Here is a 26,403-nt window from a genome sequence, read left to right as displayed (position 1 = left end):
CAAGCACTTGTAAAATCAGGCCTTGGGCAGGGTAAACCAGAAGGTACTTCCTTTTCCTTCTTCACTTTCAACCCAAATGCGTCCGTTGTTTTTCTCCACAAACTCTTTGCACAGGATAAGGCCTAACCCTGTGCCTTTTTCATTAGCTGTTCCCCGGGTGCTGTAGGGGTTAATTTTATCAAAAAGCATCGAGACTACCTCAGGTTTCATGCCCACGCCATTGTCGCTCACAGAAACCACCCATTCGTTGGCTTTTTCTTCCGCTGAAATTTTTATTTCGCCCCCTTCGTTGGTGAATTTCAATGCATTGCTGATGAGGTTTCGGATAACCAGGTTAATGGTATTGCTATCGGCATAGGCATTGGCTTGCGGGGAAACTTCATTCATGAATTTGATTTCTTTCGACTGAAGGGATTGAATGAGTTCAATATTTTCGTCTGTTAAATTTTTCAGGTTTATTTTGGCCGGTTGCAAATTGATTTTATCCATTTGCAGCAGTGTCCAGTCAAGCAGGTTGTTAAGTAAAGTTCTTGTATGGTTAAAGCGGGTCCTCAGTTCTTTTATGGCCATCGGCATTTCTTCATTACGGATGGCACCTTTATCCATCAGGTCAAGTAAGCCGGCCAGGGCGTTGATAGGCGAGCGTAGGTCGTGTGAGATAATCGAAAAGAACTTATCTTTTACCTGGTTTAGCTGCTCCAGTTCAACGCTACGCTTTTCCATGTCTTCCTGGTGTTGAAGCAACAACTCATTAATGCGTTTTCTTCGCTGTCCGCTGCGGTAAACGGTTACCAGCAGTATTACTACCAAGGCCATCACTACCACCAATACATTGCTGATAAATTCCTGACGTTTCATTTCTGCTTTTCTAAACTCTTCCAATCGGGTGAGTGATTGAATTTGTTCATCTTTAGAAGCGGTAGCAAAGCGTACCTGGTCGCGAAAAAGTTTTTGCTGCATTTCCTCGCTAAACAAACTATCGTTTAAGGCTTTGTATTTTTTAAAAAACTCAAGCGATCGTTTGTACTCACCTTTACTTTCCCAAAGTTTTGCCAGCTCGTTATAACAATTTATCTCCAATATTTTGGCGTGCAGTTTTTTGGCGGCTTCCAGTGCTATATCAAAATGATTTTCGGCCTCTATGTAATTGCCTTGATTCAGGAAAAGGGTTCCGCGGCCCAGTTCAACTTCGGCTATGCCAAACTGATTGTTAGTGAGCTCGTGCAACCGGGCGGTTGAATCATAATACGCCAGGGCATTGTCGAATTCTTTAAGGAACATATATACCCGGGCGATCTTTATCAGTGTTCTGGTGCGGAGCTCTTTAACAATATTTTCAGGGTCACCCGCCAGCAATTGGTTGGTTTCACGCACAGCCTGCTGCAGGTAAATCAATGCTGAATCGTATTTGCCAATACGCAACATAACGTCACCGATTTCATCCAGGGCGTAAGGGTTTCCTTCGGTGTCGCCAAGTTTTTTACTGACTTTCTGTGCCAGGCGCAAGTGTTGCAAGGCGGTTTCAAATTGCCCCATTTCCTTAAATACCCTGCCTACATTATGAATGACAATGTTCATAAGTATCGAGTCATTCTTGGAAATGGTACCTGCATTAAGGATGCTGTAGGCGGTAGTTAAATAAAAATAGGCGTCATCATAAACACCTAATTCATAATAGTAATTGCCTATGTTGCTGTAGCTCCTGCCAATTTCGGTTGAGTCTTTCTTTTCAATGCCAATTTGAAGTGCTTTTGTTTCAAGGGTTAGGGCTGTTGTGAAATCGCCACCTAAATGATTGATCAAACCGAGGGATCGGTAGGCGGTTAATTTCAAATCGCGACTGCCTGTTTTTTCTGCCAATGCAGAGGCTTCGCGCGCATAGGCAAGGCTTTTCGAAAAGTCTTTAAAGGTATATGAATTTGCCAGGGACAGTAATAAACTTACACGGGCTGTATCGGGCATTTTAACAGCCAGTCCGCGCTCCAGGCTATCCAAATAAGCATTCGACTGGCCAATGACGGATGATACCTTTATGAGAAAAAGCAAAACTGCACTATAGACGATAAAATGCCTCATTTGAATGCCGTATTAACTGATTGTTAAGGTTAATGGTCTTTTCATCAATTCATAAAAATGCCAATTAAAAGCGGATTTTTTTTCAAAAATTCAATTAAAACAATACATGGGTTAAGCTTAGCCCCATAAGGGATAACGCTCCAGATGAACAGGCTTGTGAAAGAAAATACGGGTAGAGGCTTCGAAGGAGTCCGTATAGTCTGACACTAAAAATTCATGATGGTCGCCCCCGTTTGTGTTTAATAATTTTTCTTGTGTCAGATACTTCCCCAAGGCCATCGCCACCACTTCTGATGAGTCCAGGATGGTCATTTGATTCCTGTAGTATTCGTTTATCGCTGTTTTAATTAACGGATAATGTGTGCATGCCAGGATGAGCGCTTCTATGTTTTTTAATTCAGGATCAGCTAAGTACTGGGCGATAATTTCATGACTGATTTTATTGTCGAAAAAACCCTCTTCAATCATGGGAGCAAGTAGTGGTGTAGCCAGCGAGTGAAGGGTTATGCCCTTGTTCAATTCAGTTATTTTTCTGGCATAGACGCCCGATTGTATGGTGCGTTTTGTTCCAATCAAGCCAATTGATTGATGGGCAAATTTATTTGCCACCAATTCAATCATAGGGTCGATCACATTAATAATCTTTACATACCTTGCATATTCCTTTAATAACTCGTAAGCTGCTGAACTGGCCGAGTTGCAGGCAATAACAATTACTTTACAACCTTTCTTTAATAACGCATCGGCAATTTTAACGGAGTAAGCCTGTATGGCAGCTTCTGATTTATCGCCATAAGGCAGGTGAGCAGTATCACCAAAGTAAACAATATTTTCATGCGGTAATTCTTTTCGGATGGCGTGGGCTACTGTTAAGCCGCCAATACCACTATCAAAAATACCAACTGGTTGTTCGGGATTCAGGAGCATAAAAAAGCTGCGGCAAAGATAACTTTTAACCGCAGCCAATCGATAATGTTTGCGTATTTAAACGTTAGTGGAAAGTTTGGCCAATATTTGTTCACGACCTTCGCGGTGGTTACAATAGCTGCACTGAAAGTGTTTGATGAACAAACCGGTCTCTTCCATAGTAGGCGCCTTCTCAAGCTCTTCCCGGTCAATCCGCAGGGTGTAGTATCCGCATTCGGGGCATTCTTCTGAATGCTGGTAAGCAAAGTACTTTTCAATTTTCTTGTAGCCGGTTTTCTCATCAATCCATACATCGTAATCAATGGAGTGAAAAAGTTCTTCCTCAATCATGCTCTCTTCCAGGTGCGCATCTTCTTCCTGTTCGGTTAATTTGCGCATCAGGTTTCCTTCCGGTGATTTACGTGGTTTGTTGCGCAGCTTTCTTAACCGTTTTTCTACAAACCTGGGGTAGTAAATGCGTACCGCACTAAAGAATATAAAATAGAAAATGATGGCAAAACTGGTAGTAATAAACAACCTGACATAGAACCATGTCATACCGCTTTTGTGGATCATATCGGTAGCCAGTGTGTTGAAAAACATGAAGCCAGCAACGATAAAGGCAATAATGGCATACCAAAAGAATTTTATCTCGTTCAGGTTAACGTAATCGTATTTCTCTTTTAAATCCTTGATAATTAAAATACGAAACTCGTGGTAGCCAAGGATAAGTAAGCCAAGAACAATGAAAGCGATTGCTCCCAGGTACATATAATAACTCCAGGAGTCGAGGAATTGATGTGGAACATCCATAATTCGTGGGGTTTAGGGTAGAATAAAATTAGTAATAAATCTGAAGGTAACGCAAGATTTAGCCGGTTTTTATGGGTTGATTTGCCTATTGTCTGACAATGAGAATTAGGATACTTTTAGAAAATTTTTAACCATGGCCTATAATTTATTAAAAGGAAAGCGCGGCATTATTTTCGGTGCCCTTGATGAAAACTCAATAGCGTGGAAAACTGCCCTAAAAGTAAAAGAAGAGGGAGGTAGTTTTACCCTCACCAATGCACCCATTGCCATGCGCATGGGAAAGATAAACGAACTGGCCAAAATGTGTAATGCCGAGATTATCCCAGCCGATGCAACATCGGAGCAGGACCTCAATACACTTTTTACAAAGTCAATAGAGGTGCTGGGTGGTAAGCTTGATTTTGTGCTGCACTCCATTGGCATGAGCCCCAACGTGCGGAAAGATAAAGCTTATGGTGACCTGAATTACGACTGGTTTTTAAAAACCCTTGATATATCCGGCCTGTCTTTTCATAAGGTTATGCAAACGGCAGAAAAAACCGATGCCATGAACGAATGGGGTTCCATAGTAGCGTTGTCGTATATCGCGGCACAGCGTACATTCCCCGATTACTCTGATATGGCCCAGGCTAAATCGGTACTTGAATCCATAGCCAGAAGCTACGGTTACCGGTTTGCCAAACTGAAGAATGTAAGGGTTAACACTATTTCACAGTCGCCAACCAAAACAACTGCCGGTGCAGGCATTTCAGGTTTTGATGTGTTCTACGATTATGCCCAAATGATGTCGCCTTTGGGCAATGCAACGGCCGAAGATTGTGCCAATTACATTGTGCTGATGTTTTCGGATTACTCCCGGATGGTGACCATGCAGAACCTGATGCACGATGGCGGGTTCTCCTCAACCGGAATAACCGAGGACCTGATTGATCGCCTGACAAAATAAAATCTTTTTTCCGTTTGCCTGATTGTTCAGGTATCGGGTGAATGGCGTATGGTTTCATTTCCACCGTGTAAAATCAACCTGGGGCTACATATCCTGTCGAAAAGGCCGGATGGGTACCATGCTATTGAAACATGTTTTTACCCCGTTCCGTGGACGGATATTCTTGAGGTTGTTCCAGCGGATAAATTTTCATTTGTGAGTACGGGCATTCCTATTCCGGACAGCCCGGACGACAACCTTTGTGTGAAAGCATTCAACTTACTGCAACATGATTTCCACCTTGGGCCACTCGCCATGCACTTGCACAAAATTATTCCCATGGGTGCAGGCCTGGGGGGTGGCTCCTCCGATGCAGCAACAGCTCTCGTTTTGATTAATGAGGTATTCCAGTTAAAACTTTCCACAGGCAAACTGATGGAATATGCAGCACAACTGGGCAGCGATTGTGCTTTTTTTATAGAAAACAAGCCCATGATAGGCACAGGCCGTGGGGAGATTTTGCAGCAAGTTGAAATTAATCTACAAGGAAAGTACCTGGTGGTGATTAAGCCGGGTATTCATGTTTCCACAGCCCATGCTTATGCCATGGTGAAGCCTGCAAAGCCTGAAAGGGAACTTAAGGCCGTACTAAAAATGGAAATTGAACATTGGCGGGCATATTTAAAAAATGATTTCGAGGAATCGGTATTCCAAAAATTTCCTGCAATTGCTTCCATCAAACAAACCCTCTACGATGCGGGGGCACAATATGCATGCATGAGTGGTTCCGGTTCAAGCGTGTATGGCATTTTTGCGCACCCGGTTGATTTAAGGGCGGATTACCCACATGCGGTGTATTGGTCAGGACAACTTTAACGCATAAAAGCAGGCTTATCAAACCTCTTTTTCAGCCACGGATAGGAGGCAACAGCACTGATGATGATGAGCGTTCCAACATAAAAGTTAAAGCCCATTTTTTCTGAATCACCAAGTATAATCAGTGCCATGATGATTCCGTAAACCGGTTCGAGATTTAAGGTAAGCTGGATAAAGAAAACAGAAAGTTTTTTCATCAATTTAACGGCCATGGAGAATGCGTAAACGGTACACACCCAGGCCAACAAAGCAATGTAAACCCAATCCATTAACGAGGGGATAAGTTTCAGTTCGCCTGCAGCCAGCGTATGTTTATAAATGGGCAAGAAAACCGCAGTGGCGATAAATGCCCCAACCATTTCATAAAAAGTTATGGCATAAGAATCAACACGCCTTACCATTTTAGCATTTAGCACTGAAAAAAGTGCGGCAGAAAAACCCGCAGCGATACCCAATGCCAACCCAAGTTTGTATTCGAAATTAAATGAGAAGATAACGTACAAACCAACGATAACAACTATGCCCAGCAATAACTCAAACTTCTTCACACGGTTTCGGTTCATCCAGGGTTCTAATAAAGCTGCCCAAAGGGAGTTGGTAGCAAACCCAACCAAACTTACGGAAGCATTGGAGGCCCGGGCTGATCCAAAAAATGCCAACCAATGCAAGCATACAATAAAACCAATCAGCAGTAATTTGATCCCATCGCTTTTTGATACCTTAAAAGAGCCTTTTGACCAAGCCATAAACACACCCATGCCTAATGCGGCAAGCAGGGTTCTGTAAAACACCATCTCAACTGTAGGGATGGAAATTAACAGGCCGAGTATAGCTGTAAACCCCCATAGGAATACAATAAAGTGAAGTTTAAGGTAATCGGTGGTGGTGGCCATTTAACGTGGAACGTATTTGTACATGAATAAGGATATGATCCCAAAAACTGTGGATGGAATCCATACCGAAAACTGTGGTGGCAATGCGCCACTTTCGGCAAACGACCGGAACAGGATAAAGAACAAAATAAAAACGAATGAGAGCGCAAAACCAATAGCGATTTGATAGCCCGTGCCACCCCGGCTTTTGCGGGAGGAAACAATAACGGCCATAAAGGTGAGGATGAAAATGGAAAAGGGCGATGCGTACCGTGTATACAATTCCACTTCATAGGTTTCAATACCGGCCGAACCGCGGAAGCGAAGGGTTTTGATGTAATCCTTTAATTCAGAAATGGTTAATCCATCGAATTTCCGGTAATCGTTTTTAAATTCTTTTGGGTGAATAACCAGCGTGGTGTCCAGCTCAAGACCGGATGAAAATTTTTCGCCAATCGAATCGGATTTTACGTTTTCGAAAACAAGTTCAATGCGTTTCAATTTCCAGTCACGCAGCGTCCATTTTGATTTAGCGGTATCCCATTCAATACGGCTGGCCGTAAGTTTTTCGATCAGCTTGTTGTTATCAAAACGCTCAAGGGTAAATTGATACCCTTTGTCGGTAGAGCTGTTATAACTTTGGATATAAATAAAGGTGTTGGGTGAAACCTGCAGGTGAATATTGCGCAGGTTCGGGTTCGTGTTTTTGTTCAGGTAGGCAATTTCAAAGGCTAACCTTGTTTTATTTGAATTGGGGATAATCCATCCGTTTAACCAAAAGCTAATGGATGCAATGAGTAAAGCACCGGCAAAATAAGGCACTAATAATCTGCGAAAGCTTACTCCACTGCTCAGGATGGCAATGATCTCGGTTCTCCCGGCCAACCGTGCCGTTACGTAAACGGCTGCAATAAATACAGTTACCGGAGTAACCAGGCCGGCAATCCAGGGAAGAAAATCGGCATAGTACCCTGCTACCTGAGTCCAACTCAACCCGGCTTTCGCATATTTGTCGGTTTTTTCCGTAAGATCAATTACGGTAATAACCGCCAACAACATCAGCACCACAAATATGAACGTGGTTAGGAATTGGCGGAGAATATAGCGGTCCAGTAATTTCAATGTTGTTGATCTATCGTGTTAACCTTACAGGCGTGTGGCAACTTTTTTAACCATTTCTGTTTTCCATGTAGTGAAGGAACCTTCTATGATCCGCTGTCGTGCCTCCTTTACAAGCCAAAGGTAAAACGTAAGGTTGTGTATAGAAGCAATTTGTGCGCCTAAAATCTCTTTGTTGATAATCAGGTGGCGCAAGTATGCTTTTGAATAAAACGTGCTTACATAACCCCCCAGTTTTTCATCAATGCAGGTAAGGTCGTTTTTCCACTTTTCGTTGCGAATGTTAATGATGCCCTCGGTGGTAAAGAGCATGCCGTTGCGCGCATTCCGGGTTGGCATCACGCAATCAAACATATCAATGCCCAACGCTATGCACTCCAGTATATTTTCAGGTGTGCCTACACCCATGAGGTAACGTGGTTTATCGGGGGGAAGGATAGCGCACACCAATTCAGTCATGGCATACATATCTTCATGCGGTTCGCCAACGGATAAACCACCAATGGCATTTCCATTTAGGTTTTTTGAGGCAATATATTCAGCAGATTGTTCGCGTAAGTCTTTGTACACACTACCCTGTACGATCGGGAAAAGCGACTGTCCATATCCGTAATAAGGATCAGTTTCGTTAATGCGGGTTATGCAGCGGTCGAGCCATCGGTGGGTTAGCTCCATTGATTTTTTGGCGTATCTGTATTCGCACGGGTAAGGTGTACATTCGTCAAAGGCCATAATAATATCGGCTCCGATGGCGCGTTGAATATCCATTACGTTTTCGGGTGTGAAAATATGTTTTGACCCATCAATGTGCGATTTGAAGGTTACGCCCTCCTCTTTAATTTTTCGTGTTTCCGATAAGGAGTAAACCTGGTAGCCCCCACTGTCAGTGAGTATAGGTTTTTGCCAGCCATTAAAAGCATGTAAGCCTCCGGCAGCCTGTAATAATTCAATTCCCGGACGCAAGTACAGGTGATATGTGTTGCCCAGGATAATTTCTGCTTTAATATCGTTTTCCAACTCGCGTTGGTGCACCGCTTTAACCGACCCCGCTGTGCCCACCGGCATAAAAATAGGTGTGTGAATATCACCGTGGTCGGTGGTAAGCACACCTGCTCGGGCATTGGATTTCGGGTCTTTTCCGGTAAGCGCAAATTTCATGATAACCGCGGGTAAGGTGGCGCAAAAATACCCTTATCCCAACAAAAAACCTTCTTGTAAAATTTTGAAGTCGTTTAAAGCAAATTCCTTTCAACGCGTAAATCTACTTCTATATTTGCACCGGTTAATTTTAATCCCACACGGCATTGTCTATACTATTGGGTGTTTTTTTTGCCTCTGTTTTTTGTCAGCTTGTTTTCTTTATTGTGTTTGAAGTGGCCCTGGCCAAAAGGCAACCATCGGGTATAACCTTGGGCCAACAGCCGGTTTCGGTTATTGTATGTGCACACGATGAGGAGGGCAACCTGCGCGAACTTCTCCCAAAATTGTTGTCGCAAAACCATCCTCACTATGAGGTGGTCATAGTTGATGATCGCTCAAATGACGGAACCTTTGATTTTTTACGAGAAACTGCCGAACATGACAAACGCTTACGGATTGTTAAAGTTGAGCACTTGCCCAACCACGCGAACGGAAAAAAATATGGGCTGACGTTGGGTATCAAAGCTGCCCACTACGATATAATTTTGTTAACCGATGCCGACTGCAGGCCGGCAGGTGAAAACTGGCTTCAGTCTATGGCCGGATGTTTTCAAGATAAAACACAATTTGTTCTGGGTTACTCACCTTACCAGAAACTGGGCGGGTTGTTGAACTTGTTTATCCGATATGAGACAATCGTTACAGGTATTCAATACCTTTCGTTTGCTTTAATGGGCAACCCCTATATGGGGGTAGGCCGAAACCTGGCCTACCGCAAATCACTCTTTTTGCAAAACAAAGGTTTTAACGAATATCTTGGTATTACCGGAGGTGATGATGACCTGTTTGTGAACAAGCATGCCCGAGGTGAAACAACGGTGGCTTGCATTGATCCATCCTCCATAACTGTTTCAAAACCGAAACAAACCTGGAGTGAATTCGTTCAGCAAAAAATCAGGCATTTAAGCGTGGGCAAGTATTACAGATTTAAACACCGTGTGGTTTTGGGTTTATTCAGTCTTACACACATATTAAGTTGGTTTCTTGCAGCAGTACTGGTTTACCTGCAACCCTATTTTTGGTGGGTTCCGGCTGCCGTGGTATTACGTCTTTTTATTGTTTCGGGCACGGTGTATAGCTTTTCAAAACGGGTAGGGCACAAATTTGATGTGTGGGCTGTGCCTCTTTTAGATTTTCTTTTTGCGATTTACTATATTTCAACGGGCACGGTTGCGTTAGTAACCAAAAAAGTACAATGGAAGAACTAGAAGGCCGGTTTTCATCAAAAGCTCTGGAGGATTTTCGCCTGATAGACGAAGCCGTAAACAGCGGTGATGAGCAAGCCTTTGCCAAGCTAATGCAGCGGTATAAGCGGCCGGTGTACCATATGATTTTAAAGATGGTACGCAATGTTGATGATGCCGAAGACCTTACCATTGAATCGTTTGCCAAGGCTTTTAAAAGCCTGCACCGTTTTAAAAAAGACTTTACCTTTTCTACATGGCTGTTCCGCATCGCCACCAATAATACCATTGACCATATTCGCAAGAAGAAACTTAACACGCTAAGCATCAGCAATACCTTTACCGATGACAATGGTGAGGGCGTATCCATTGATGTGGAGGATGAGAACCTTAACCCGCAGGAAGAGGCCATTAAGGCGCAAAAGGAAGAACTTATCCAGGTTTTCGTAGATAAGCTTCCACCGAAATACCAAAAGCTGGTAAGGCTTCGGTATTTCAACGAGTTGTCGTACGAGGAGATAGCGGCAGAAATTGACGCGCCTTTGGGTACAGTTAAAGCCCAGTTACACCGTGCGCGCGAATTGATGTTTGATATGGTTAAGAATAAGCGTGATCATATTTAAGTAACATGTTTCGAAAGATTGTGGCAATTTTTTCGTTGTGGTTAGTTATAACCCTGTATGAATCTTGTTGCGAGAAATTACCCTATTATATTTTTGATCGGATTGAACTGATAACCGAGCAGACACAACTTCAAGCTGGCGACAGTCTGGTTATGGTTGTTTTGCCGATTATTTTAGATTATGTGGCCGTTGGAAGAGCGGGTATAGCACAATCCTTTGCCCTGAGTTGTGAATTTGGTTACTGGGGACCTAAATACGCAGTGGAAGAAATCAGGATTACTGCTCTGCAGGACTTTAACCAAAACTACCGAGCAGGTGACCTGCTGAATGACCTGTTTTTGATCGAACATTATAATGGACAGGTTTATGCCTACCAACCCGCATGGCGGGGGCCACTAAACCAATTGGAAGACAAGCGTAACTTTATTTCTTCAAAAGTCTGGCTGAAGGAAGCCCCCGATCATTCAAATCCGATATCCTTTCATGTATTTGTGCGCGATGTGAAAGGCCATGAATACGAGGCGGCCACATCACCCATAACCTGGAACTAAGTGCCTGAACCTGTCAAATCTATTCAAAAATATTTTTCTTTAACCGACAAGCAAGCTTATCAGTTTGGCGAGCTTGATTCATTATATAGATCGTGGAACGAAAAAATAAATGTAATCTCCCGAAAGGATATTGATAACCTGTATGTGAATCACGTACTGCACTCGCTAGGGATAGCAAAGGTAATGTCTTTCAAACCCGGTGCGGATGTGCTTGATGTGGGCACGGGTGGGGGTTTTCCGGGAATTCCATTAGCCATACTTTTTCCGGAAACCAATTTTCATCTGGTGGATTCAATTGGTAAGAAGATCACTGTGGTGAATGCCGTGGCTGAGGCACTGGGGTTGAAGAATGTGAAAGGTGAACAGATACGCGCAGAACAATTGAAAGGTGAATATGACTTTATTGTGAGCCGGGCCGTAACACGACTAAAGGAATTTTATGGCTGGGTACACCAGAAGGCAAAGCGTAAATCGGTGCATGCATTGGATAACGGTATACTTTATTTAAAAGGCGGTGACCTGGCGGAAGAACTGACTGAACTCAAGAAGCCGTATGCGCTCTATTCTCTTTCAGATTATTTCAAGGAAGAATTTTTTGAAACCAAAAAAGTAGTTTACGTACCCTTGTGACTTATCGTTTCGGAGTGTCTGTTTTCAAGTTCTAAACATTGAATTTTCATTGGTCCCGCAACCTTAGTAGTTTTTTCATTTATCAGCGTCATCCGCAGGATAACAATGGCATACATTATTTTTTGATCAGCCGGTGTACTGAATTATCAGAAGTTTTAAGGATGTACAACCCGGGTGGTAAGTCTCCTGCCTCAACTACTTGCCTGCCAGCAAAGGTATTTTTTAAAACCGGTTGCCCAAGGGCATTGAACAATACCCATGAGAGCCTGGTGTTTTCGGATATTGTTTCAAGTAGAAAGGAGTGGTCAAAAATTGTAGGGTAAACGCTCACCGTTTTCATGCTAATTAGCTCTGTACCGGTGATCAATGTGGTAAATAATTGAGTAGTTGGAATAATTTGTTTTTGCAATTGAGGTGTTCGCCAAAGCAACTTCACTACAGCTTGCCCGCCATCTTCAAAATACTCCAGCGTTATTTCGTACCGTTGCCCCGCTGTAAGGTTAATGGAACCGCTCCACTCGGTTGCTGCCTGTGGTATCCATTTATCGATAATCAGCTGGTTGTTTACCCATAATCGCACACCATCATCGGCAATAACACTAAAGGTATACGTATCGGTAAACTGGGCTAATATTTCGCCCCGCCAGCGAACGGTAAAATTATCGGCAGTTATTTCGGGTGCGGGTGATCCACCGCCCCAGTCGAAATCAACTACCGGATCGGTGCGGATCAACGTAGGTTCTCCATCAAATGTCCGGGATCGGTTGGCGTAATAATAACCATTCAGGCCATCGCCATTACCGGTTGGTAACTGCGAAAAATTTGCGGTGTAGGTTGTTGCTGTGGCCGGTGTATCAAAAGTAAACTGACGGTTCAGCGTTGCATTTGTCCAACTATTGAAAACGTAAAGCTGACTACCTGCTGTTTGCAGTGCAGGTGCTTCCAATGTTCGTGTAATGCCAACTACGCTATTTAATGTATGCGGGGTTGTAATGGGCTGGCCATCGAGTAACAGGGTTAATCCGGTTGGGTTGGAGTTTAAGGTAATGGTTGATTTTTCAGGATACACATCTGTGAACACAGTCCGACTAAGTCCTTCACTGTCTACCGCAGTCAGGTATACGCGATACCACACATTGTCGGAGGTTTCACCGATTTGAGGAATTATATATTGAAGGGTTGAAAAGCCGGATGTATTTCCCAATGCCGGGTGTGTATGATCATCGTGATGGAAATCAATCTTCCAGAAAAGTTGATCGGTTGGAATAATTCCATCTTCTGGGTCTGTTGCCGATCCGCTGAGTGTTAGCACACGGCCAGCCATATAAGTATCATCAGGCAATGGGTCTGTAATAACCGGGTTAGGTCGGTTATTGGCGGTTACAGTTAATAGTGCTGCTGAAGAGGTGACGCTTCCAAACGTGTTGCTGACTATGCAGTGGTATGCGTTTCCGTTGTCGGTTAACTGAACTGCGGGTGTGGTGTAGTGGCGCGTGGTTGCGCCAGTAATATTTACTCCATTAAGTTGCCATTGATAATAGAGCGGTTGTACACCAGATGCAATAACCGAAAACTGGGCTTGTTCGCCAACCGGGTGCAGGGCATTGCGTGGGTGACTGGAAATGATGGGTGGCCCTGAGCCAACATACTCCACTTTCCAGAGTGTTCCGTTGTTTGTGCTGGTATTATCGCCTTCTGATCCTCCGCCAAGGCCTGCGCGTGCGATGTAATACAGGGAGCCATCAGCCGCTACACGGATAACCAACGGTCGGTTAATGCCGGTGATGAACGATGAAACTGTGGCGGTTAACGGATCAAGGCTTTTAATGTATCCACCACAATAGTCGGCAAAGAAAAATTTACCCGTATAGACCGATGGAAAACTAACCAGTTCGGGATTATAAAAAGAGGAACCAACAATGGCACAACCCTGATCGTGACTGTAGGTATAGAATGGGTCCTGGTAATTTGGTGGAGGGGTTTGTGTCGTGCGCATACCCTCAATCAATGGCCAGCCATAATTTTTTCCGGGCAATATTTCATTCACCTCTTCCCAATTGGCCTGCCCTACATCGCATGCAAAGATGCGCCCTGTACCGGGCTGGATGTCCATGGAGAACGGGTTGCGCAGGCCTAATGCGTAAATGGCGCGGTTGTTTCCGGTGGCAGTGTTGTAGAACGGATTGTCAGCAGGGATGCTTCCATCTTTATTGATGCGCAGTATTTTCCCAAGCAGATTAGTCATTTGCTGTGAATTACCGGCATTGGCACCGTCACCGGTGGAAATATAAAGTTTGCCATCGGCACCGAAGGCCATGGCGCCAGCATTATGAATGGCGCCAGCCATCACATCCAAGTCGAGCAATATTACCTCGCTGCCCGGAAGTGTAAAGTTTCCATTGGCAGTAAACCGGCTCACACGGTTTCGGTTGATACCCGGAACAGTGTAAAAGATGTAGTAGTAGTTATTGATTTCAAAGTCGGGGTCAAGCACCATGTGGCCCAGCCCGCGCTCGTTAAAGTTATCGACATCAAGTGTGAGGAATGCGCCCGGCAGCAAAACGTCATTCTCCACAACACGTATACTGCCACTTTTTATGGTAATGAATATCCGGCCATCTGGCGCCAATACCATATCGGTGGGATCAAGATTTTCAGCCAACAGAATTTGTGCAAACCCATCGGGTAATTGTTGAGCCCGTACATATGCTGTACAAATCAACACCACCATAATACCAATCCATGATTTCATAGACGAGCAATATAACTCTTTCAGTGGGTAATGTTAGTTTCTATTCGATGAGTGGTATTGTTGAAGCGTTGCCTTCATCACCTCAAATGTTTTTTGTTTAAGCGAAGCCTGGTTTTCGGCCGTTAATCCTTCAACAGAAATTTCATCACCGGCCACAATTTTGATTTTGCCTGGTTTTATTTCAAGCTTTCCGGGAGGCATTAATTTACCGGCACCAACTACCACCAGGGGCATTATAGGGGTCTGGGTATCAATGGCCAGTCGGAATGCCCCATCTTTAAAAGGCTGTAACAATTCTTTTGTGCGGTTTTGTGTGCCCTCGGCAAAAATGAGCATCGATATTCCCATCTGTAAAATTTTCCGGGCGTACTCAACACTTTTTTTTCTGCTTTCGGCATTACTGCGGTCAACCACTACGGTGGCGGCTTTTACAATAAAACCGAACACCGGTATTTTCAGTAATTCTTTTTTGGCAATGGGCCTGAATTCACCGGGGATAATCAGCCGGATACCGGGTATGTCAAGGAAGGAAGTGTGGTTACTTACGTAGATGTAGGATTTTCTTTTTTTGATTTTATCCCGATGAAGCAGCTCATATTGGATGGCCGTGAGTTTGCTGAATATCCATGACCACAACCACAGGAATTTGTAACCCATCCACGTGAACCGGTTACCCAACAAAAACGGGATCATTATTCCCGGAAGGAAAATGATCATAAATACACTAAAGACAATAAGCACCCAAAGGGTGTATATCTTGTTCAACACAGTTTGTACTTTTTGTTAATCAGTACAAAAGTGTGTTTTCAAAAGGTGTTAAACAAGTTTAGCGTGATCAAGAGCACTAAAGAACAGTTACTTGACTAATACCGGAACACTTGACGCCAATACCTCCAGGTCTTCATCATTCACATGTTTTTTCTCATCGGCTACGATGAGGAAGTTTTCATAGACGATATCGAGTTCACTGCCTTCAATTTTGTACCCCAGCACTTCCAACCTGTGTTTCAATGCAGCCCTGCCACTGCGTGCGGTGAGTACAATGGATGAACATGGTACACCCACATCGGATGGATTGATGATTTCATAATTTTCGGCATGCTTTAAGAAGCCATCCTGATGGATGCCCGATGAATGTGAGAATGCATTGGCGCCCACAATGGCTTTATTGGGTTGAACAGGCATGCGCATCATTTTACTAACCAGTTTGCTGATGCCGTAAATCTTTTCCGATTTGATGTTGGTGGTCAATCCCAAATCCTGGTGGGTTTTCAAGGTCATCGCCACTTCTTCCAATGATGTATTGCCGGCCCGTTCGCCAATACCATTAATCGTTACTTCTGCCTGGCGTGCGCCATGAATTAAACCGGAAATGGTGTTGGCGGTGGCCATGCCCAAATCGTTATGGCAATGTACCGAAACAATGGCTTTATCAATGTTGCTTACATGATCAAACAAATATTGGATGCGCTTACCATATAAATGCGGCAAACAGTATCCGGTTGTATCGGGTATGTTCACCACATCGGCACCGGCTGCAATGGTGGCTTCAATCATTTGTGCCAGAAAGGCCAGGTCGGCACGTCCGGCATCTTCGGCATAAAACTCCACTTCATATCCTTTCGACTTCGCGTATTTTACGGCCCACACACCTTGTTCCAGCACCTGCTCACGTGTGCTTTTAAACTTGTGTTTGATGTGCACATCGCTGGAACCAATACCGGTATGGATGCGGCCGCGTTTGGCATAGCGAAGAGCTTCTGCGGCAACGTCAATATCTTCCTGTTTCGCACGGGTTAGTCCGCAGACGACAGGCTCTTTCACTGCCCGGGAGATACCAATCACCGAAAGAAAATCCCCGGGGCTGGAAATCGGGAAGCCCGCTTCAATCACGTCAACACCCAATGACTCCAGTTCGCGGGCAATGGTAATTTTTTCTTCTGTTGCCAACTGACAGCCGGGCACCTGTTCGCCATCGCGTAACGTAGTGTCGAAAATGTATACTTTGTTGCTCATACTATTTGGTTGGTAGTTGATAGTTGTTAGTTCTTAGTTTATTGCTGAGAGTAACGGTTAATTGATCGACTACTTTTTTACCCATGTTGCCTGTGTTTAAAATTTTTTCTTTTGGTGTGGTGCTGTCGGCAATATCTGCTGTGCGGTAGCCGGCTTTCAAGGTTTGCTCTACAGCCTGAATAACAGCTTCAGATTCTTCTTTCAATCCGAAAGAGATATCCAACAGCAAGGCAGCCGAAAGAATGGAAGCCAACGGATTGGCAATTCCTTTCCCGGTAATGTCGTGGGCACTGCCGTGGATGGGTTCGTACAATCCTACGGTATCACCTACAGAGGCTGAGGCCAGCATGCCCATAGAACCGGCAATCTGTGATGCTTCATCGGTAAGGATGTCGCCAAACAAATTTCCGGTAAGCACTACATCGAAGCTGCGCGGGCTTTGAATGAGCTTCATAGCAGCGGCATCGATAAACTGGTGTTCAAGCGTAATATCAGGATATTCTTTTCCCACCTGTTGCACCACTTCCCGCCACAGGCGCGAGCTTTCTAAAACATTCGCTTTGTCGACCGAGGTTACTTTTTTCCTGCGGGTGCGTGCAGCCTGAAACGCTTTGTGTGCGATGCGTTCAATTTCATAGCGATGATAGATCATCAGGTCATACGCAGTATTGTTTTCATCTCTTCTTCCTTTCTCTCCGAAATACACATCACCGGTTAGTTCACGGAAAAATAGAATGTCCGAACCTTTTAAGATTTCCGGTTTAATACTGGAAGCGTGAAGCAATTCATCGAATAATTTAATGGGACGCAGATTGGCATAAAGGCCAAGTTCTTTGCGCATTTTCAGTAAGCCTTGTTCGGGGCGCACTTTTAAGGTTGGATCATTATCGTATTTTGGATGGCCCACAGCACCAAATAAAATCGCATCCGAATTTTTCAGCATTGCGAGTGTTTCATCCGGCAGGGCCGTACCGGTTTTTTCTATGGCATCATGCCCGATTAAGGCTTCGGTGAAGATGAACTCGTGCCCAGAACTTTCAGCAATATGCTGAAGCACATTCTTACCTTCGGTAGTTACTTCCTTTCCGATACCGTCTCCGGGGATGATGGTTATGCGTTTTTTCATTCTCTTATCACGTATTAATAAGCCGCTAGCCATGAGCTATGAGTTTCTAGCTAGTAACTCGTAGCTTGAAGCTCGCGGCTTTTGGAATCAAATTCTTTTATTTCTTTCCTTAAACTCAACAGGTAATCAATATCATCGTACCCATTAATCATGCATGCTTTTTTGTAAGGATTGATTTCAAATGACTCTTTTGTTCCGTCCGGAAGTTTTACAAACTGGTTTTCCAGGTTTACTTCAATGATGACCGATGGATTTTCTTCGATGGTTGTGAAAATATTTTTCAGGAATGCATCGCTTACCTGTACCGGAAGCAGGGCATTGTTCAGCGCATTGTTTTTGAAAATATCTGCAAAGAAGGATGAGATGACTGCGCGAAAACCATAATCGTAAAGCGCCCAGGCTGCATGTTCACGACTGCTGCCACATCCAAAATTTTTGCCGGCAACCAAAATTTTTCCGCTGAAGGTTGGGTTGTTTAAAACAAATTCCGCTTTTGGTTTCCCGTCACCATCATACCGCCAGTCGCGAAACAGGTTTTCGCCAAAGCCTTCGCGCGTGGTGGCTTTCAGGAAACGTGCAGGGATAATCTGGTCTGTGTCGATGTTCTCCACCGGCAATGGAACAGCGGTTGATTGAAGGGTTGTAAATTTTTCTTTACTCATTTTTAGTTGTTCGTTCCTGGTTGTTAGTTGTTAGGAAAATGGATCTGCTAATAACTAATAACCATCATCTAACAACTCTCTTACATCCGTTACCTTTCCGGTAATCGCAGCAGCGGCAGCACTCAAAGGACTTGCCAGAAATGTTCTGGATTTCGGACCTTGCCGTCCTTCAAAATTTCGGTTCGATGTGCTGATGCAATATTTTCCAGCGGGTATTTTGTCTTCGTTCATGCCCAAACATGCCGAGCAGCCGGGACTGCGCAGTTCAAATCCCGCGGCTTCAAAAATTTTATCAAGGCCTTCTTTACGGGCTTGTTCTTCTACCTGTTTTGATCCGGGTACAACCCACACCTCTACGTTTGGTGATTTCTTTTTTCCTTTTACAATGGAGGCCACCAACCGCAAGTCTTCAATGCGTGCGTTGGTGCAACTACCAATGAATACGTAGTCGACTGATTTACCGAGCAATTGTGAGCCAGGCTCAAGACCCATGTACTCCAATGATTTTGAAAAGGATGTTTTTTCACTGATTTCTTTTAACTCATTCTCGGTAGGAATCCGATCGGTTACCCGAATGCCCATGCCCGGGTTGGTTCCGTAGGTAATCATCGGGGCGATGTCGGCTGCATCGTAAATGAGTGCTTTATCATAGGTGGCGCCAGCATCGGTTTTTAATTGCTTCCATTTTTCAATGTGCTGCTCAAATGCTTCACCTTGTGGTGCAAATTTTCTTCCGCGGATGTAATTGAAAGTAGTTTCATCCGGTGCAATCAATCCGCCACGGGCACCCATTTCAATGCTCATGTTGCAAATGGTCATGCGGGCTTCCATCGATAAACTTTCAATGGCACTGCCGGCATATTCTACAAAATAGCCCGTAGCACCGCTGGCTGAAATTTTAGAAATGATATACAGGATAATGTCCTTGGCTACCACACCTTTGCCCAGTTTACCATTCACTTCAATACGCATGGTTTTCGGTTTGTATTGAAGTACGCATTGAGTTGCCAACACCTGTTCCACTTCAGAAGTGCCAATGCCAAACGCAATGTTTCCGAACGCGCCATGCGTAGAGGTATGACTGTCGCCACACACGATGGTCATGCCTGGAAGGGTTAACCCCAGTTCCGGACCGATGATGTGCACAATGCCTTGAAAGGGGTGCCCCAAATCATAAAGCTCAATACCAAACTCAGTACAATTTTTTCGTAGCGTTTCTACCTGGTGCCGGGACAAGGCTTCTTTGATGGGAAGGTGTTGATCTTTTGTGGGCACGTTGTGATCAGCGGTAGCGGTAGTGCGCTTCGTATTAAAGACAGGAATATTTCGTTTACGCAGTCCATCAAAGGCTTGCGGACTGGTTACTTCGTGGATGAAGTGGCGGTCGATAAACAACACATCCGGGTACCCTTCTTCCTGCTTCACTACGTGTGCGTCCCAGATTTTATCGAACAGCGTTTTTGGTTTACTCATGAACAACTGTTAGTTAGTTGATGCCTGTTTAAAACGAAACCGCCCCGGTTTTTCCCGAGGCGGTTTACATTTGAATGACTAATTACTATTGAATTTTATTTCTCATCATTTGATCTGCTAACTTAAGTGTTACAGAGAATTAATGTAAACGAAATCGCAAAAAGTTTTTGGCTGACGAGTGTTTGGTAGTTTAATAATCTTAATGCATCATCAACAGGTTCTTAAAATCTGAAAAATTGGAAGAACTCGAAAGTGATTGAATTTGCTTATTGGCAAGCTCTGCCAGAGAAGGGTGGATGCTAATGGGTTGTTGAATTGCCGACTCCACTACATCCGGAAATTTTGAAGGATGTGCCGTTTCAAGAAACATACCTTGTACATCAGGATGGCTCTCCAGATATTTTTTTAATCCTAAGTAGCCTACGGCACCGTGGGGATCGAGAATATATTTTTTACGGTTAAACACATCAAGCATTGCCAATCGTGTTTTGGCATCTGTAAAAGCGTAGCCGTGAATTTCTTTGTGTATGTAACCCCAATCATTACCATACAAGGCCAGCAATCGCGGAAAATTACTGGGGTTACCTACATCCATGGCATTGCTTATGGTCTGTGTTGATGCGCGCGGTTTGAAGATGTTGGTGTGAAGATATTCAGGAACAACATCGTTTACATTGGTTGCTGCCACAAATGCGCGAATGGGCAATCCCATTTTCTTGGCCAGTACACCAGCGGTGAGGTTACCAAAATTTCCGCTGGGAACAGAGAATACGACTTGCTTGGGTGTGTTGAGCTGCGACCATGCCAGGAAATAATAAAATGATTGCGGAATTAATCGGGCGATGTTAATGGAGTTAGCGGAAGTCAAAAATCTTGTCTTGCGGAGTTGTTCATCCTGAAAGGCTTGTTTGACCAACCGCTGACAATCATCAAAAGTGCCGGCTACTTTAATGGCTTGTATATTCTTTCCCAGTGTCGCGAATTGTTTTTCCTGCAAGGCGCTCACCATTCCAGAAGGATAGAGTATCACCACGCGGATTCCTTCCACATTGTAAAAACCATGCGCAACCGCGCTGCCCGTATCGCCCGATGTGGCTACCAGTACGGTTATTTCCTGGTGAATAGTTTTTGCGATTTGCCGGAGTATCCGTGCAAGAAACCGTGCACCCACATCCTTAAAGGCCAGTGTTGGTCCGTGAAACAATTCCAGTGCAAAGACATTTTCTTCCAGCGCAACTACTGGAAAATCAAAGTCGATTGTTTCGCTGACTATTTCACGAAGGGTCTCATCCGAAATATTTTCATCAACAAACGGCCGTGCAATGCTAAAACCTATTTCTGTTTTTGATAGTGTCGACAACTGAGCGATAAATTCCGTTGGCAATACGGGTAATTGTTCGGGCATGTATAAACCGCCATCAGGGGCAAGTCCGGAGACGATGGCTTGCTGAAAGGAAACCTTATGGGATGGAGTAGTTAAGCTGAAATACTTCACGGTTACTGATTTTTACATTGATGACAGTACCTGTGCACCAACTGAGTTTATTCCTGAGATGTACTTGTCGGATTTAAGATTGATGTGCTGAAAAGTTTCCTGCATAGCGCTCGCTACTACATGCGTATTTACTTCACCCTTGCACCATGCAAAAACAGATGGCCCTGAACCAGAAATGCCACAGCCCAGTGCACCGGACTGTAATGCTGCTTGCTTAACTTTATAATAGCCCGGAATGAAAATAGAGCGCACCGGTTCGGCAACTACATCTTCAAGTGATCGGCCAATCAAATCATAATCTTCTTTCATTAAACCGGCCACAAGAGCTGCGGTGTTTCCCCATTGCTTAACAGCATCGTTTAGACTTAATGTTTTACGCATGGCCTGCCGTGCATCGCTGGTTTTAATTTCAATGTGTGGATGAACAACAACAGCAACTAATTCTGAAGGAGTTGGAATGTTGATGATGTCTAATGTTTCTTTATCACGGATCAACACAAAACCTCCAAACAAGCATGGCGCAACATTATCGGCATGAGCTGACCCACAGGCGATTCGTTCAGCTTCTATGGCAAAGGGGAGTAATTCTTTTCTTGTGAGTTTATTTCCGGTAGCATAATTGATGGCCACCAATGCTGCTACTGCGCTGGCCGCACTGGAACCCAATCCGCTGCCAAGCGGTAATTTTTTATTCAACTTAATTTCCGCGCCATACGAATGGTTTGTCGTCTGAAGGAATTGCTGCACAGCGACCCCACACGTGTTCAGGTGTGCTTCGCGCGGAAGTAAATTGTTATCGCCTGTAATTTCAGCGATCAGTATTTTTCCTGAATCATTCAAACGAACTTCCACCTCATCACCGGGTTGGTGCAAGGCAAAGCCGAACACATCAAACCCACACGACACGTTGGCCACGGTAGCAGGTGCAAAGGCTTTTATCCAATTCGTATTCATCATTACCGGATGTTATTTCCAATTCGAATGATATCGGCAAACACACCGGCCGCAGTAACTTCTGCACCGGCACCGGGGCCGCGGATTACCATAGGCCGTTCACTGTAGCGGGCGGTGATAAACTGAATGATGTTATCACTTCCCGACAAGGAATAAAACGGATGACTGCTTTCTACCGCAGTAAGTCCAACGGTGATCTTACCATCCTTTAACGATGCCTGGTAGCGAAGTTTTCGCTGCTGATGCTCTGCATCCGAACGAAGTTGTTCAAAATAATCATCTGATGCCTTTAACCGCTCAAGAAATTCATCCGATGAAAGATCACCCTTGCAATTTTCCGGAACAAGACTTTCTACCGTAACGTCTGATAGTTCCAGTTTCAACCCGGTTTCACGTGCCAGTATCAGCATTTTACGCGCCACATCCATTCCACTCAAGTCATCGCGCGGATCGGGTTCGGTATAGCCCAACGCTTTTGCTTCGGCCACTACATCACTGAATCGCTTGCCTGCTGTGAACGATGAAAAGATATAATTCAACGTGCCGCTCAGTACGGCCTCAATACGTTGTATGGAGTCGCCACTCAACAGCAAATCGTTTAAGGTGTTGATTACGGGTAGACCTGCGCACACATTGGTTTCGTACAGAAACTGAATGCCATGGTTGCGAACGGTGTTGCGTAAAGCAGCATAGGATTCATACGAAGCCGAGTTTGCTTTTTTATTGGGGGTTACGACAGACACATTGGCCCGCAATAGCGAATCATAAACTGTGGTAACATCTTCGCTGGCAGTGCAATCAATGCATATGCTGTTAGGAAGGTTATACCGAATAATAGTTTCTTTGAACATTTCCAGGTTAGCTTCTTTTCCGTGATCGTTAAGTTGTTGTAAAGCCTGATCCACTTCAATACCATCTTCATTCAACAACATTTTACGACTGTTGGTAAGTCCTACGAGTTTGATTTCAAGATTATTGGCAGTAAGTAATTTGTTGAGTTGCTGATGGATTTGGTGTAGCAATGTTTTCCCGATCAACCCGGTGCCGATTAAAAACAAATTAATGGTTTTTGTATTGGACAGGAAGAATGCATCGTGCAGTGCAGAAAGAGCTTTGGCTGTATCGGTTTTGGAGATAACGGCAGAAATATTTCGCTCGGATGATCCCTGCGCAATAGCTACTACGTTAATTCCATTTTTTCCCAAGGCAGAAAACATTCTTCCGCTGGTGCCGGAATGGTGTTTCATACCATCGCCTACCAGGGCTATGATGCTCAGGTTGTCATTTAACTCAATACTATCTATGCGTTTGCTGATGATCTCAAATTCAAATTCTTTCTCAAGTGCTTTTTTAGCTTTTAATGATTGATACTTCTCCACCGCGAGACAAATAGAATGTTCCGATGATGCCTGGCTGATCAGGATAACATTTATTTTCTCCTGTGCCAGGGCACCGAACAGCCGCATGGATACGCCCACCACTCCAACCATGCCACTGCCCTGTATATTCAACAGGCAAATGGTATCAATGGATGAAATGCCTTTTATTAATTTTCCATTGCTGCTCTGTGCGCTGATGCGTGTTCCGCGAGCTTGCGGGTTAAAGGTATTTTTTATCCAGATGGGGATGTGGTGCGCCATAGCGGGCCGCATCGTAGAAGGAAAAATTACCTTTGCGCCAAAGTGGGAGAGCTCCATGGCTTCTTCGTAACTCAACTCCGGTACAGTGAACGCTTTTTTTACTTGCTTTGGATTGGCTGTGAGTATGCCATCCACATCGGTCCATATTTCAAGGGAAGCTGCTTTTAGCGCACCAGCCAGAATAGCTGCTGTATAATCAGAACCGCTGCGACCAAGTGTTGTGGTTTCACCTGATTCTGATGAAGCAATGAAGCCGGTAACGACTTGTAATTTTTTATGTTGATTGAAATGATCGACAATACGTTTGTTCGTGATTTCAAAATCGACTTGGGCGGAGCCGAATTGATCGTCTGTACGAATGACTTGTCTTGCATCCAGAAATTCAGCATCAATATTTTGTTCGCGCATAGCTTCGCTGATGATGTAGGCACTGATGCGTTCGCCAAAGCTCATGATATAATCTAGTGTTCGCGGTGTGCGTTCTTTTACCAGGTAAACACCGTGCAGCACATCTTCCAGTGCATTGAATTGAATGGTAACCTGTGCCAGGATTCCGCTTTGTTTTGAAATGGAAATCAGTTCGCGTACGGTATTCAGGTGCTGATCGACCAGTCTGGCAAGTTCTGCTCTGTACTCAAGGTTGCCGTTCAATGCCAGTTGACTGCAATGGATAAGTTGGTCAGTAACACCACCAAAGGCCGAGAAGACAACGGCCACTTCAGCGGGTAGTTTATTTTTTAGTATGGCGATTACTTGTTTGATCCGTTCTGGGGTTCCTACGGACGAACCACCGAATTTTAAGATGTTCATAACGCTTTATTTTTTTAGATGCTTGAGAAATAATCATGAATCAGCGCGACTCCTGGAGAAGCCCTGACGAATAGGGAATATGGTGGTGATGACGGGTTACCCCGTAGTGGTAGTACGTGTGCAAGCTGTAGCCGTGATGGCTGCCGGATTGGTGATGATGGTTGCTTGCGTTAACATGGTGGTGAAGTACTTTAATTTTATGTTGATATCCAAAAATATTTTTTAATTCATTTTTTAGAAATCCTTAACCACAGGGGTCACTGAGAAAATACTTTGCCCATGGTCTGTGGGGACACAGACCATGAATTGGATTTTACTTTGTGCACCCCGTGAAACCTTTGTGTACTCTGTGGTTATTACATTCCGAAATGTTATGTACTTAATTAGATTATGTATTCAAAAAGATTTTCATGCTGGTTGATAGCCGTAAAGTTCAGTTGATGTTCGTGCATGCGGGCGCGCAGCAGTTCAAAGTCTTCCCGCGATTTCACTTCAATGCCCACCAGTGCAGGTCCGGTTTCTTTATTATGCTTCTGTATAAATTCAAAACGCACGATATCATCGGTAGGGCCGAGAATATGGTTTACAAATTCTTTCAACGCACCCGGTCGTTGCGCAAACCGGACGATGAAATAATGCTTTAAGCCTTCGTACAAAAGTGATCGCTCTTTAATCTCCTGCATGCGGTCGATATCGTTGTTGCCTCCGCTTACAATGCACACTATTTTCTTTCCTTCAATTTTATCCGCGTACTGCTCCAGCGCAGCAATACTCAGCGCTCCTGCCGGCTCAGCGACAATCGCATCTTCATTATAGAGTTGTAAAATTACAGAACTTACTTTGCCCTCGGGTACCAGTAACATGTCGTGGATAAAATCCTTGATATAAGAAAAGGTAATGTTGCCTACTTTTTTAACCGATGCACCATCGACAAAGCGTTGAATCGATTCAAGGGTAACGGGTTTACCTTCTCTCAAGGCTTCCGTCATGGATGGGGCACCCTGCGGCTCCACACCAATGATTTTTGTTTTAGGAGAAAATGTTTTGAAATAACTGCCTACACCCGCACACAATCCACCGCCACCAACGGGAATAAAAATGTAATCAATGCCCGACAGTTCCTCCCCGATTTCAATACCCACACTGCCCTGGCCTTCAATTATTTTTTGATGATCGAACGGTGGCACAAATACTTTGTTTGATTCGCGTGTATGCTGAAGCGCGTGCTCCTGGCATTCGTCAAACGTATCGCCAACCAATACAATATCAATCTGGTCGCCACCAAACATTTTTACCTGGTTTATCTTCTGTTTGGGGGTGATGCTGGGCATATAGATAGTGCCGTGTATGTTCAGCAGCTTGCATGAAAAGGCAACACCCTGCGCATGGTTTCCGGCACTGGCACACACAATACCCCGGCTTCTTTCTTCTTCCGTTAAACCCTGGATCAGGTTATACGCACCGCGTATTTTATAGGAGCGCACCACCTGGAGATCTTCACGCTTCAAATAAATCTCAGCCTTAAACCGCTCTGAAAGTTTGCGATGAAACTGCAAAGGAGTTTTGAGCACAACGTGTTTGAGTGTTTCGTGTGCGGTTTTAATGTCCAGTGTCTGTCTAAGTGAAGTTTTCATTTGTTAAGTTGTTAGTTAATAGTTATTAGTTGTTGGATATTGATAAGCTATATTCTTTACTATCAA

The 26,403-nt window shown here is 44.3% G+C and carries 22 protein-coding genes; 6 read left to right on the top strand and 16 right to left on the bottom strand.

Going from position 1 to position 26,403, the window contains the following annotated elements:
- Positions 1–15: 15 nt before the first annotated feature.
- The 3 genes from KIT51_15955 to KIT51_15945 all read right to left on the bottom strand — a co-directional run bounded on the left by KIT51_15955 (position 16) and on the right by KIT51_15945 (position 3,795).
- On the bottom strand, positions 16–2,076 hold the full coding sequence (locus tag KIT51_15955) for a tetratricopeptide repeat-containing sensor histidine kinase (GenBank protein UYN86337.1): 2,061 nt from the start codon (positions 2,074–2,076) through the stop codon (positions 16–18).
- A gap of 117 nt (positions 2,077–2,193) precedes the next feature.
- Complete coding sequence (murI, locus tag KIT51_15950) at positions 2,194–3,003, bottom strand: glutamate racemase (GenBank protein UYN86336.1); 810 nt, start codon at positions 3,001–3,003, stop codon at positions 2,194–2,196.
- A 57-nt stretch (positions 3,004–3,060) separates the two neighbouring features.
- On the bottom strand, positions 3,061–3,795 hold the full coding sequence (locus KIT51_15945) for a hypothetical protein (protein ID UYN86335.1): 735 nt from the start codon (positions 3,793–3,795) through the stop codon (positions 3,061–3,063).
- A gap of 133 nt (positions 3,796–3,928) precedes the next feature.
- On the opposite strand from KIT51_15945, the gene KIT51_15940 reads away from it, so the two are divergent.
- Both KIT51_15940 and KIT51_15935 read left to right on the top strand, forming a co-directional pair.
- Positions 3,929–4,741: an SDR family oxidoreductase gene (locus KIT51_15940; GenBank protein UYN86334.1), complete on the top strand. Its 813-nt coding sequence runs from the start codon at positions 3,929–3,931 to the stop codon at positions 4,739–4,741.
- A gap of 48 nt (positions 4,742–4,789) precedes the next feature.
- A complete protein-coding gene (locus KIT51_15935; GenBank protein UYN86333.1) occupies positions 4,790–5,596 on the top strand; it encodes a 4-(cytidine 5'-diphospho)-2-C-methyl-D-erythritol kinase in 807 nt (268 codons plus the stop codon).
- Here KIT51_15935 and KIT51_15930 read toward each other — a convergent pair.
- Genes KIT51_15930 through tgt form a run of 3 tightly spaced genes read right to left on the bottom strand, consistent with a single transcriptional unit; the run spans position 5,593 to position 8,745 of the window.
- Complete coding sequence (locus KIT51_15930; protein UYN86332.1) at positions 5,593–6,489, bottom strand: DMT family transporter; 897 nt, start codon at positions 6,487–6,489, stop codon at positions 5,593–5,595. The two genes, KIT51_15935 and KIT51_15930, sit on opposite strands and share 4 nt — an antisense overlap.
- On the bottom strand, positions 6,490–7,590 hold the full coding sequence (locus tag KIT51_15925; GenBank protein ID UYN86331.1) for an LptF/LptG family permease: 1,101 nt from the start codon (positions 7,588–7,590) through the stop codon (positions 6,490–6,492).
- A 24-nt stretch (positions 7,591–7,614) separates the two neighbouring features.
- Positions 7,615–8,745 carry a tRNA guanosine(34) transglycosylase Tgt gene (gene tgt / locus KIT51_15920; GenBank protein UYN86330.1) on the bottom strand — a complete coding sequence of 377 codons (1,131 nt, stop codon included), beginning with the start codon at positions 8,743–8,745 and terminating at the stop codon, positions 7,615–7,617.
- A gap of 275 nt (positions 8,746–9,020) precedes the next feature.
- Between tgt and KIT51_15915 the strand changes: the two genes are divergently transcribed.
- The 4 genes from KIT51_15915 to rsmG are packed head-to-tail and all read left to right on the top strand — an operon-like array spanning position 9,021 to position 11,775.
- Positions 9,021–9,995, top strand: coding sequence for a glycosyltransferase (locus KIT51_15915; protein UYN88611.1), 975 nt, complete (start codon positions 9,021–9,023; stop codon positions 9,993–9,995).
- Positions 9,983–10,594, top strand: coding sequence for a sigma-70 family RNA polymerase sigma factor (locus KIT51_15910; GenBank protein UYN86329.1), 612 nt, complete (start codon positions 9,983–9,985; stop codon positions 10,592–10,594). The genes KIT51_15915 and KIT51_15910 overlap by 13 nt, the downstream gene beginning before the upstream one ends.
- Positions 10,595–10,599: 5 nt before the next feature.
- On the top strand, positions 10,600–11,145 hold the full coding sequence (locus tag KIT51_15905; GenBank protein UYN86328.1) for a hypothetical protein: 546 nt from the start codon (positions 10,600–10,602) through the stop codon (positions 11,143–11,145).
- On the top strand, positions 11,146–11,775 hold the full coding sequence (rsmG, locus tag KIT51_15900) for a 16S rRNA (guanine(527)-N(7))-methyltransferase RsmG (protein UYN86327.1): 630 nt from the start codon (positions 11,146–11,148) through the stop codon (positions 11,773–11,775). It abuts the gene before it with no gap.
- Positions 11,776–11,890: 115 nt separating this feature from the next.
- Here the strand turns inward: rsmG and KIT51_15895 are convergent, their stop codons facing one another.
- The 10 genes from KIT51_15895 to ilvA form a co-directional block, all read right to left on the bottom strand.
- Complete coding sequence (locus KIT51_15895; GenBank protein UYN86326.1) at positions 11,891–14,527, bottom strand: PQQ-dependent sugar dehydrogenase; 2,637 nt, start codon at positions 14,525–14,527, stop codon at positions 11,891–11,893.
- A 33-nt stretch (positions 14,528–14,560) separates the two neighbouring features.
- The gene (locus tag KIT51_15890) at positions 14,561–15,292 is read right to left on the bottom strand and encodes a 1-acyl-sn-glycerol-3-phosphate acyltransferase (protein UYN86325.1); all 732 of its coding nucleotides are present in this window, start codon (positions 15,290–15,292) and stop codon (positions 14,561–14,563) included.
- 90 nt (positions 15,293–15,382) lie between these two features.
- Positions 15,383–16,543, bottom strand: a complete 1,161-nt coding sequence (locus KIT51_15885; GenBank protein UYN86324.1) for a 2-isopropylmalate synthase — start codon at positions 16,541–16,543, stop codon at positions 15,383–15,385.
- A gap of 1 nt (position 16,544) precedes the next feature.
- Positions 16,545–17,669, bottom strand: coding sequence for a 3-isopropylmalate dehydrogenase (gene leuB / locus KIT51_15880; GenBank protein ID UYN86323.1), 1,125 nt, complete (start codon positions 17,667–17,669; stop codon positions 16,545–16,547).
- 50 nt (positions 17,670–17,719) lie between these two features.
- On the bottom strand, positions 17,720–18,331 hold the full coding sequence (leuD, locus tag KIT51_15875; GenBank protein UYN86322.1) for a 3-isopropylmalate dehydratase small subunit: 612 nt from the start codon (positions 18,329–18,331) through the stop codon (positions 17,720–17,722).
- A gap of 54 nt (positions 18,332–18,385) precedes the next feature.
- Entirely contained in the window at positions 18,386–19,804 is a 1,419-nt protein-coding gene (leuC, locus tag KIT51_15870; GenBank protein ID UYN86321.1) for a 3-isopropylmalate dehydratase large subunit, read from the bottom strand.
- Between the two features lie 199 nt (positions 19,805–20,003).
- On the bottom strand, positions 20,004–21,299 hold the full coding sequence (gene thrC, locus KIT51_15865; GenBank protein UYN86320.1) for a threonine synthase: 1,296 nt from the start codon (positions 21,297–21,299) through the stop codon (positions 20,004–20,006).
- Between the two features lie 12 nt (positions 21,300–21,311).
- Positions 21,312–22,256 carry a homoserine kinase gene (locus KIT51_15860; protein UYN86319.1) on the bottom strand — a complete coding sequence of 315 codons (945 nt, stop codon included), beginning with the start codon at positions 22,254–22,256 and terminating at the stop codon, positions 21,312–21,314.
- Positions 22,256–24,703 carry a bifunctional aspartate kinase/homoserine dehydrogenase I gene (gene thrA / locus KIT51_15855; protein UYN86318.1) on the bottom strand — a complete coding sequence of 816 codons (2,448 nt, stop codon included), beginning with the start codon at positions 24,701–24,703 and terminating at the stop codon, positions 22,256–22,258. Before thrA ends, KIT51_15860 begins: the two co-directional genes overlap by 1 nt.
- A 383-nt stretch (positions 24,704–25,086) precedes the next feature.
- On the bottom strand, positions 25,087–26,337 hold the full coding sequence (gene ilvA / locus KIT51_15850; GenBank protein ID UYN86317.1) for a threonine ammonia-lyase IlvA: 1,251 nt from the start codon (positions 26,335–26,337) through the stop codon (positions 25,087–25,089).
- Between the last annotated feature and the right edge of the window lie 66 nt (positions 26,338–26,403).

The organism is Cyclobacteriaceae bacterium (assembly GCA_025808415.1).
Classification (GTDB): Bacteria; Bacteroidota; Bacteroidia; order Cytophagales; family Cyclobacteriaceae; genus UBA2336.
This window is presented reverse-complemented; position numbering and strand designations above follow the sequence as displayed.

What these genes read in the sequence shown, in the direction of transcription:
- KIT51_15905 (UYN86328.1), top strand. Translation starts at nt 10,600, where the DNA reads ATGTTTCGAAAGATTGTGGCAATTTTTTCGTTGTGGTTAGTTATAACC.
- KIT51_15940 (UYN86334.1), top strand. Translation starts at nt 3,929, where the DNA reads ATGGCCTATAATTTATTAAAAGGAAAGCGCGGCATTATTTTCGGTGCC.
- KIT51_15945 (UYN86335.1), bottom strand. Translation starts at nt 3,795, where the DNA reads ATGGATGTTCCACATCAATTCCTCGACTCCTGGAGTTATTATATGTAC.
- leuB (UYN86323.1), bottom strand. Translation starts at nt 17,669, where the DNA reads ATGAAAAAACGCATAACCATCATCCCCGGAGACGGTATCGGAAAGGAA.
- murI (UYN86336.1), bottom strand. Translation starts at nt 3,003, where the DNA reads ATGCTCCTGAATCCCGAACAACCAGTTGGTATTTTTGATAGTGGTATT.
- KIT51_15895 (UYN86326.1), bottom strand. Translation starts at nt 14,527, where the DNA reads ATGAAATCATGGATTGGTATTATGGTGGTGTTGATTTGTACAGCATAT.
- ilvA (UYN86317.1), bottom strand. Translation starts at nt 26,337, where the DNA reads ATGAAAACTTCACTTAGACAGACACTGGACATTAAAACCGCACACGAA.
- thrA (UYN86318.1), bottom strand. Translation starts at nt 24,703, where the DNA reads ATGAACATCTTAAAATTCGGTGGTTCGTCCGTAGGAACCCCAGAACGG.
- tgt (UYN86330.1), bottom strand. Translation starts at nt 8,745, where the DNA reads ATGAAATTTGCGCTTACCGGAAAAGACCCGAAATCCAATGCCCGAGCA.
- KIT51_15955 (UYN86337.1), bottom strand. Translation starts at nt 2,076, where the DNA reads ATGAGGCATTTTATCGTCTATAGTGCAGTTTTGCTTTTTCTCATAAAG.
- KIT51_15930 (UYN86332.1), bottom strand. Translation starts at nt 6,489, where the DNA reads ATGGCCACCACCACCGATTACCTTAAACTTCACTTTATTGTATTCCTA.
- KIT51_15885 (UYN86324.1), bottom strand. Translation starts at nt 16,543, where the DNA reads ATGAGCAACAAAGTATACATTTTCGACACTACGTTACGCGATGGCGAA.
- leuD (UYN86322.1), bottom strand. Translation starts at nt 18,331, where the DNA reads ATGAGTAAAGAAAAATTTACAACCCTTCAATCAACCGCTGTTCCATTG.
- leuC (UYN86321.1), bottom strand. Translation starts at nt 19,804, where the DNA reads ATGAGTAAACCAAAAACGCTGTTCGATAAAATCTGGGACGCACACGTA.
- KIT51_15935 (UYN86333.1), top strand. Translation starts at nt 4,790, where the DNA reads ATGGTTTCATTTCCACCGTGTAAAATCAACCTGGGGCTACATATCCTG.
- KIT51_15860 (UYN86319.1), bottom strand. Translation starts at nt 22,256, where the DNA reads ATGATGAATACGAATTGGATAAAAGCCTTTGCACCTGCTACCGTGGCC.
- KIT51_15910 (UYN86329.1), top strand. Translation starts at nt 9,983, where the DNA reads ATGGAAGAACTAGAAGGCCGGTTTTCATCAAAAGCTCTGGAGGATTTT.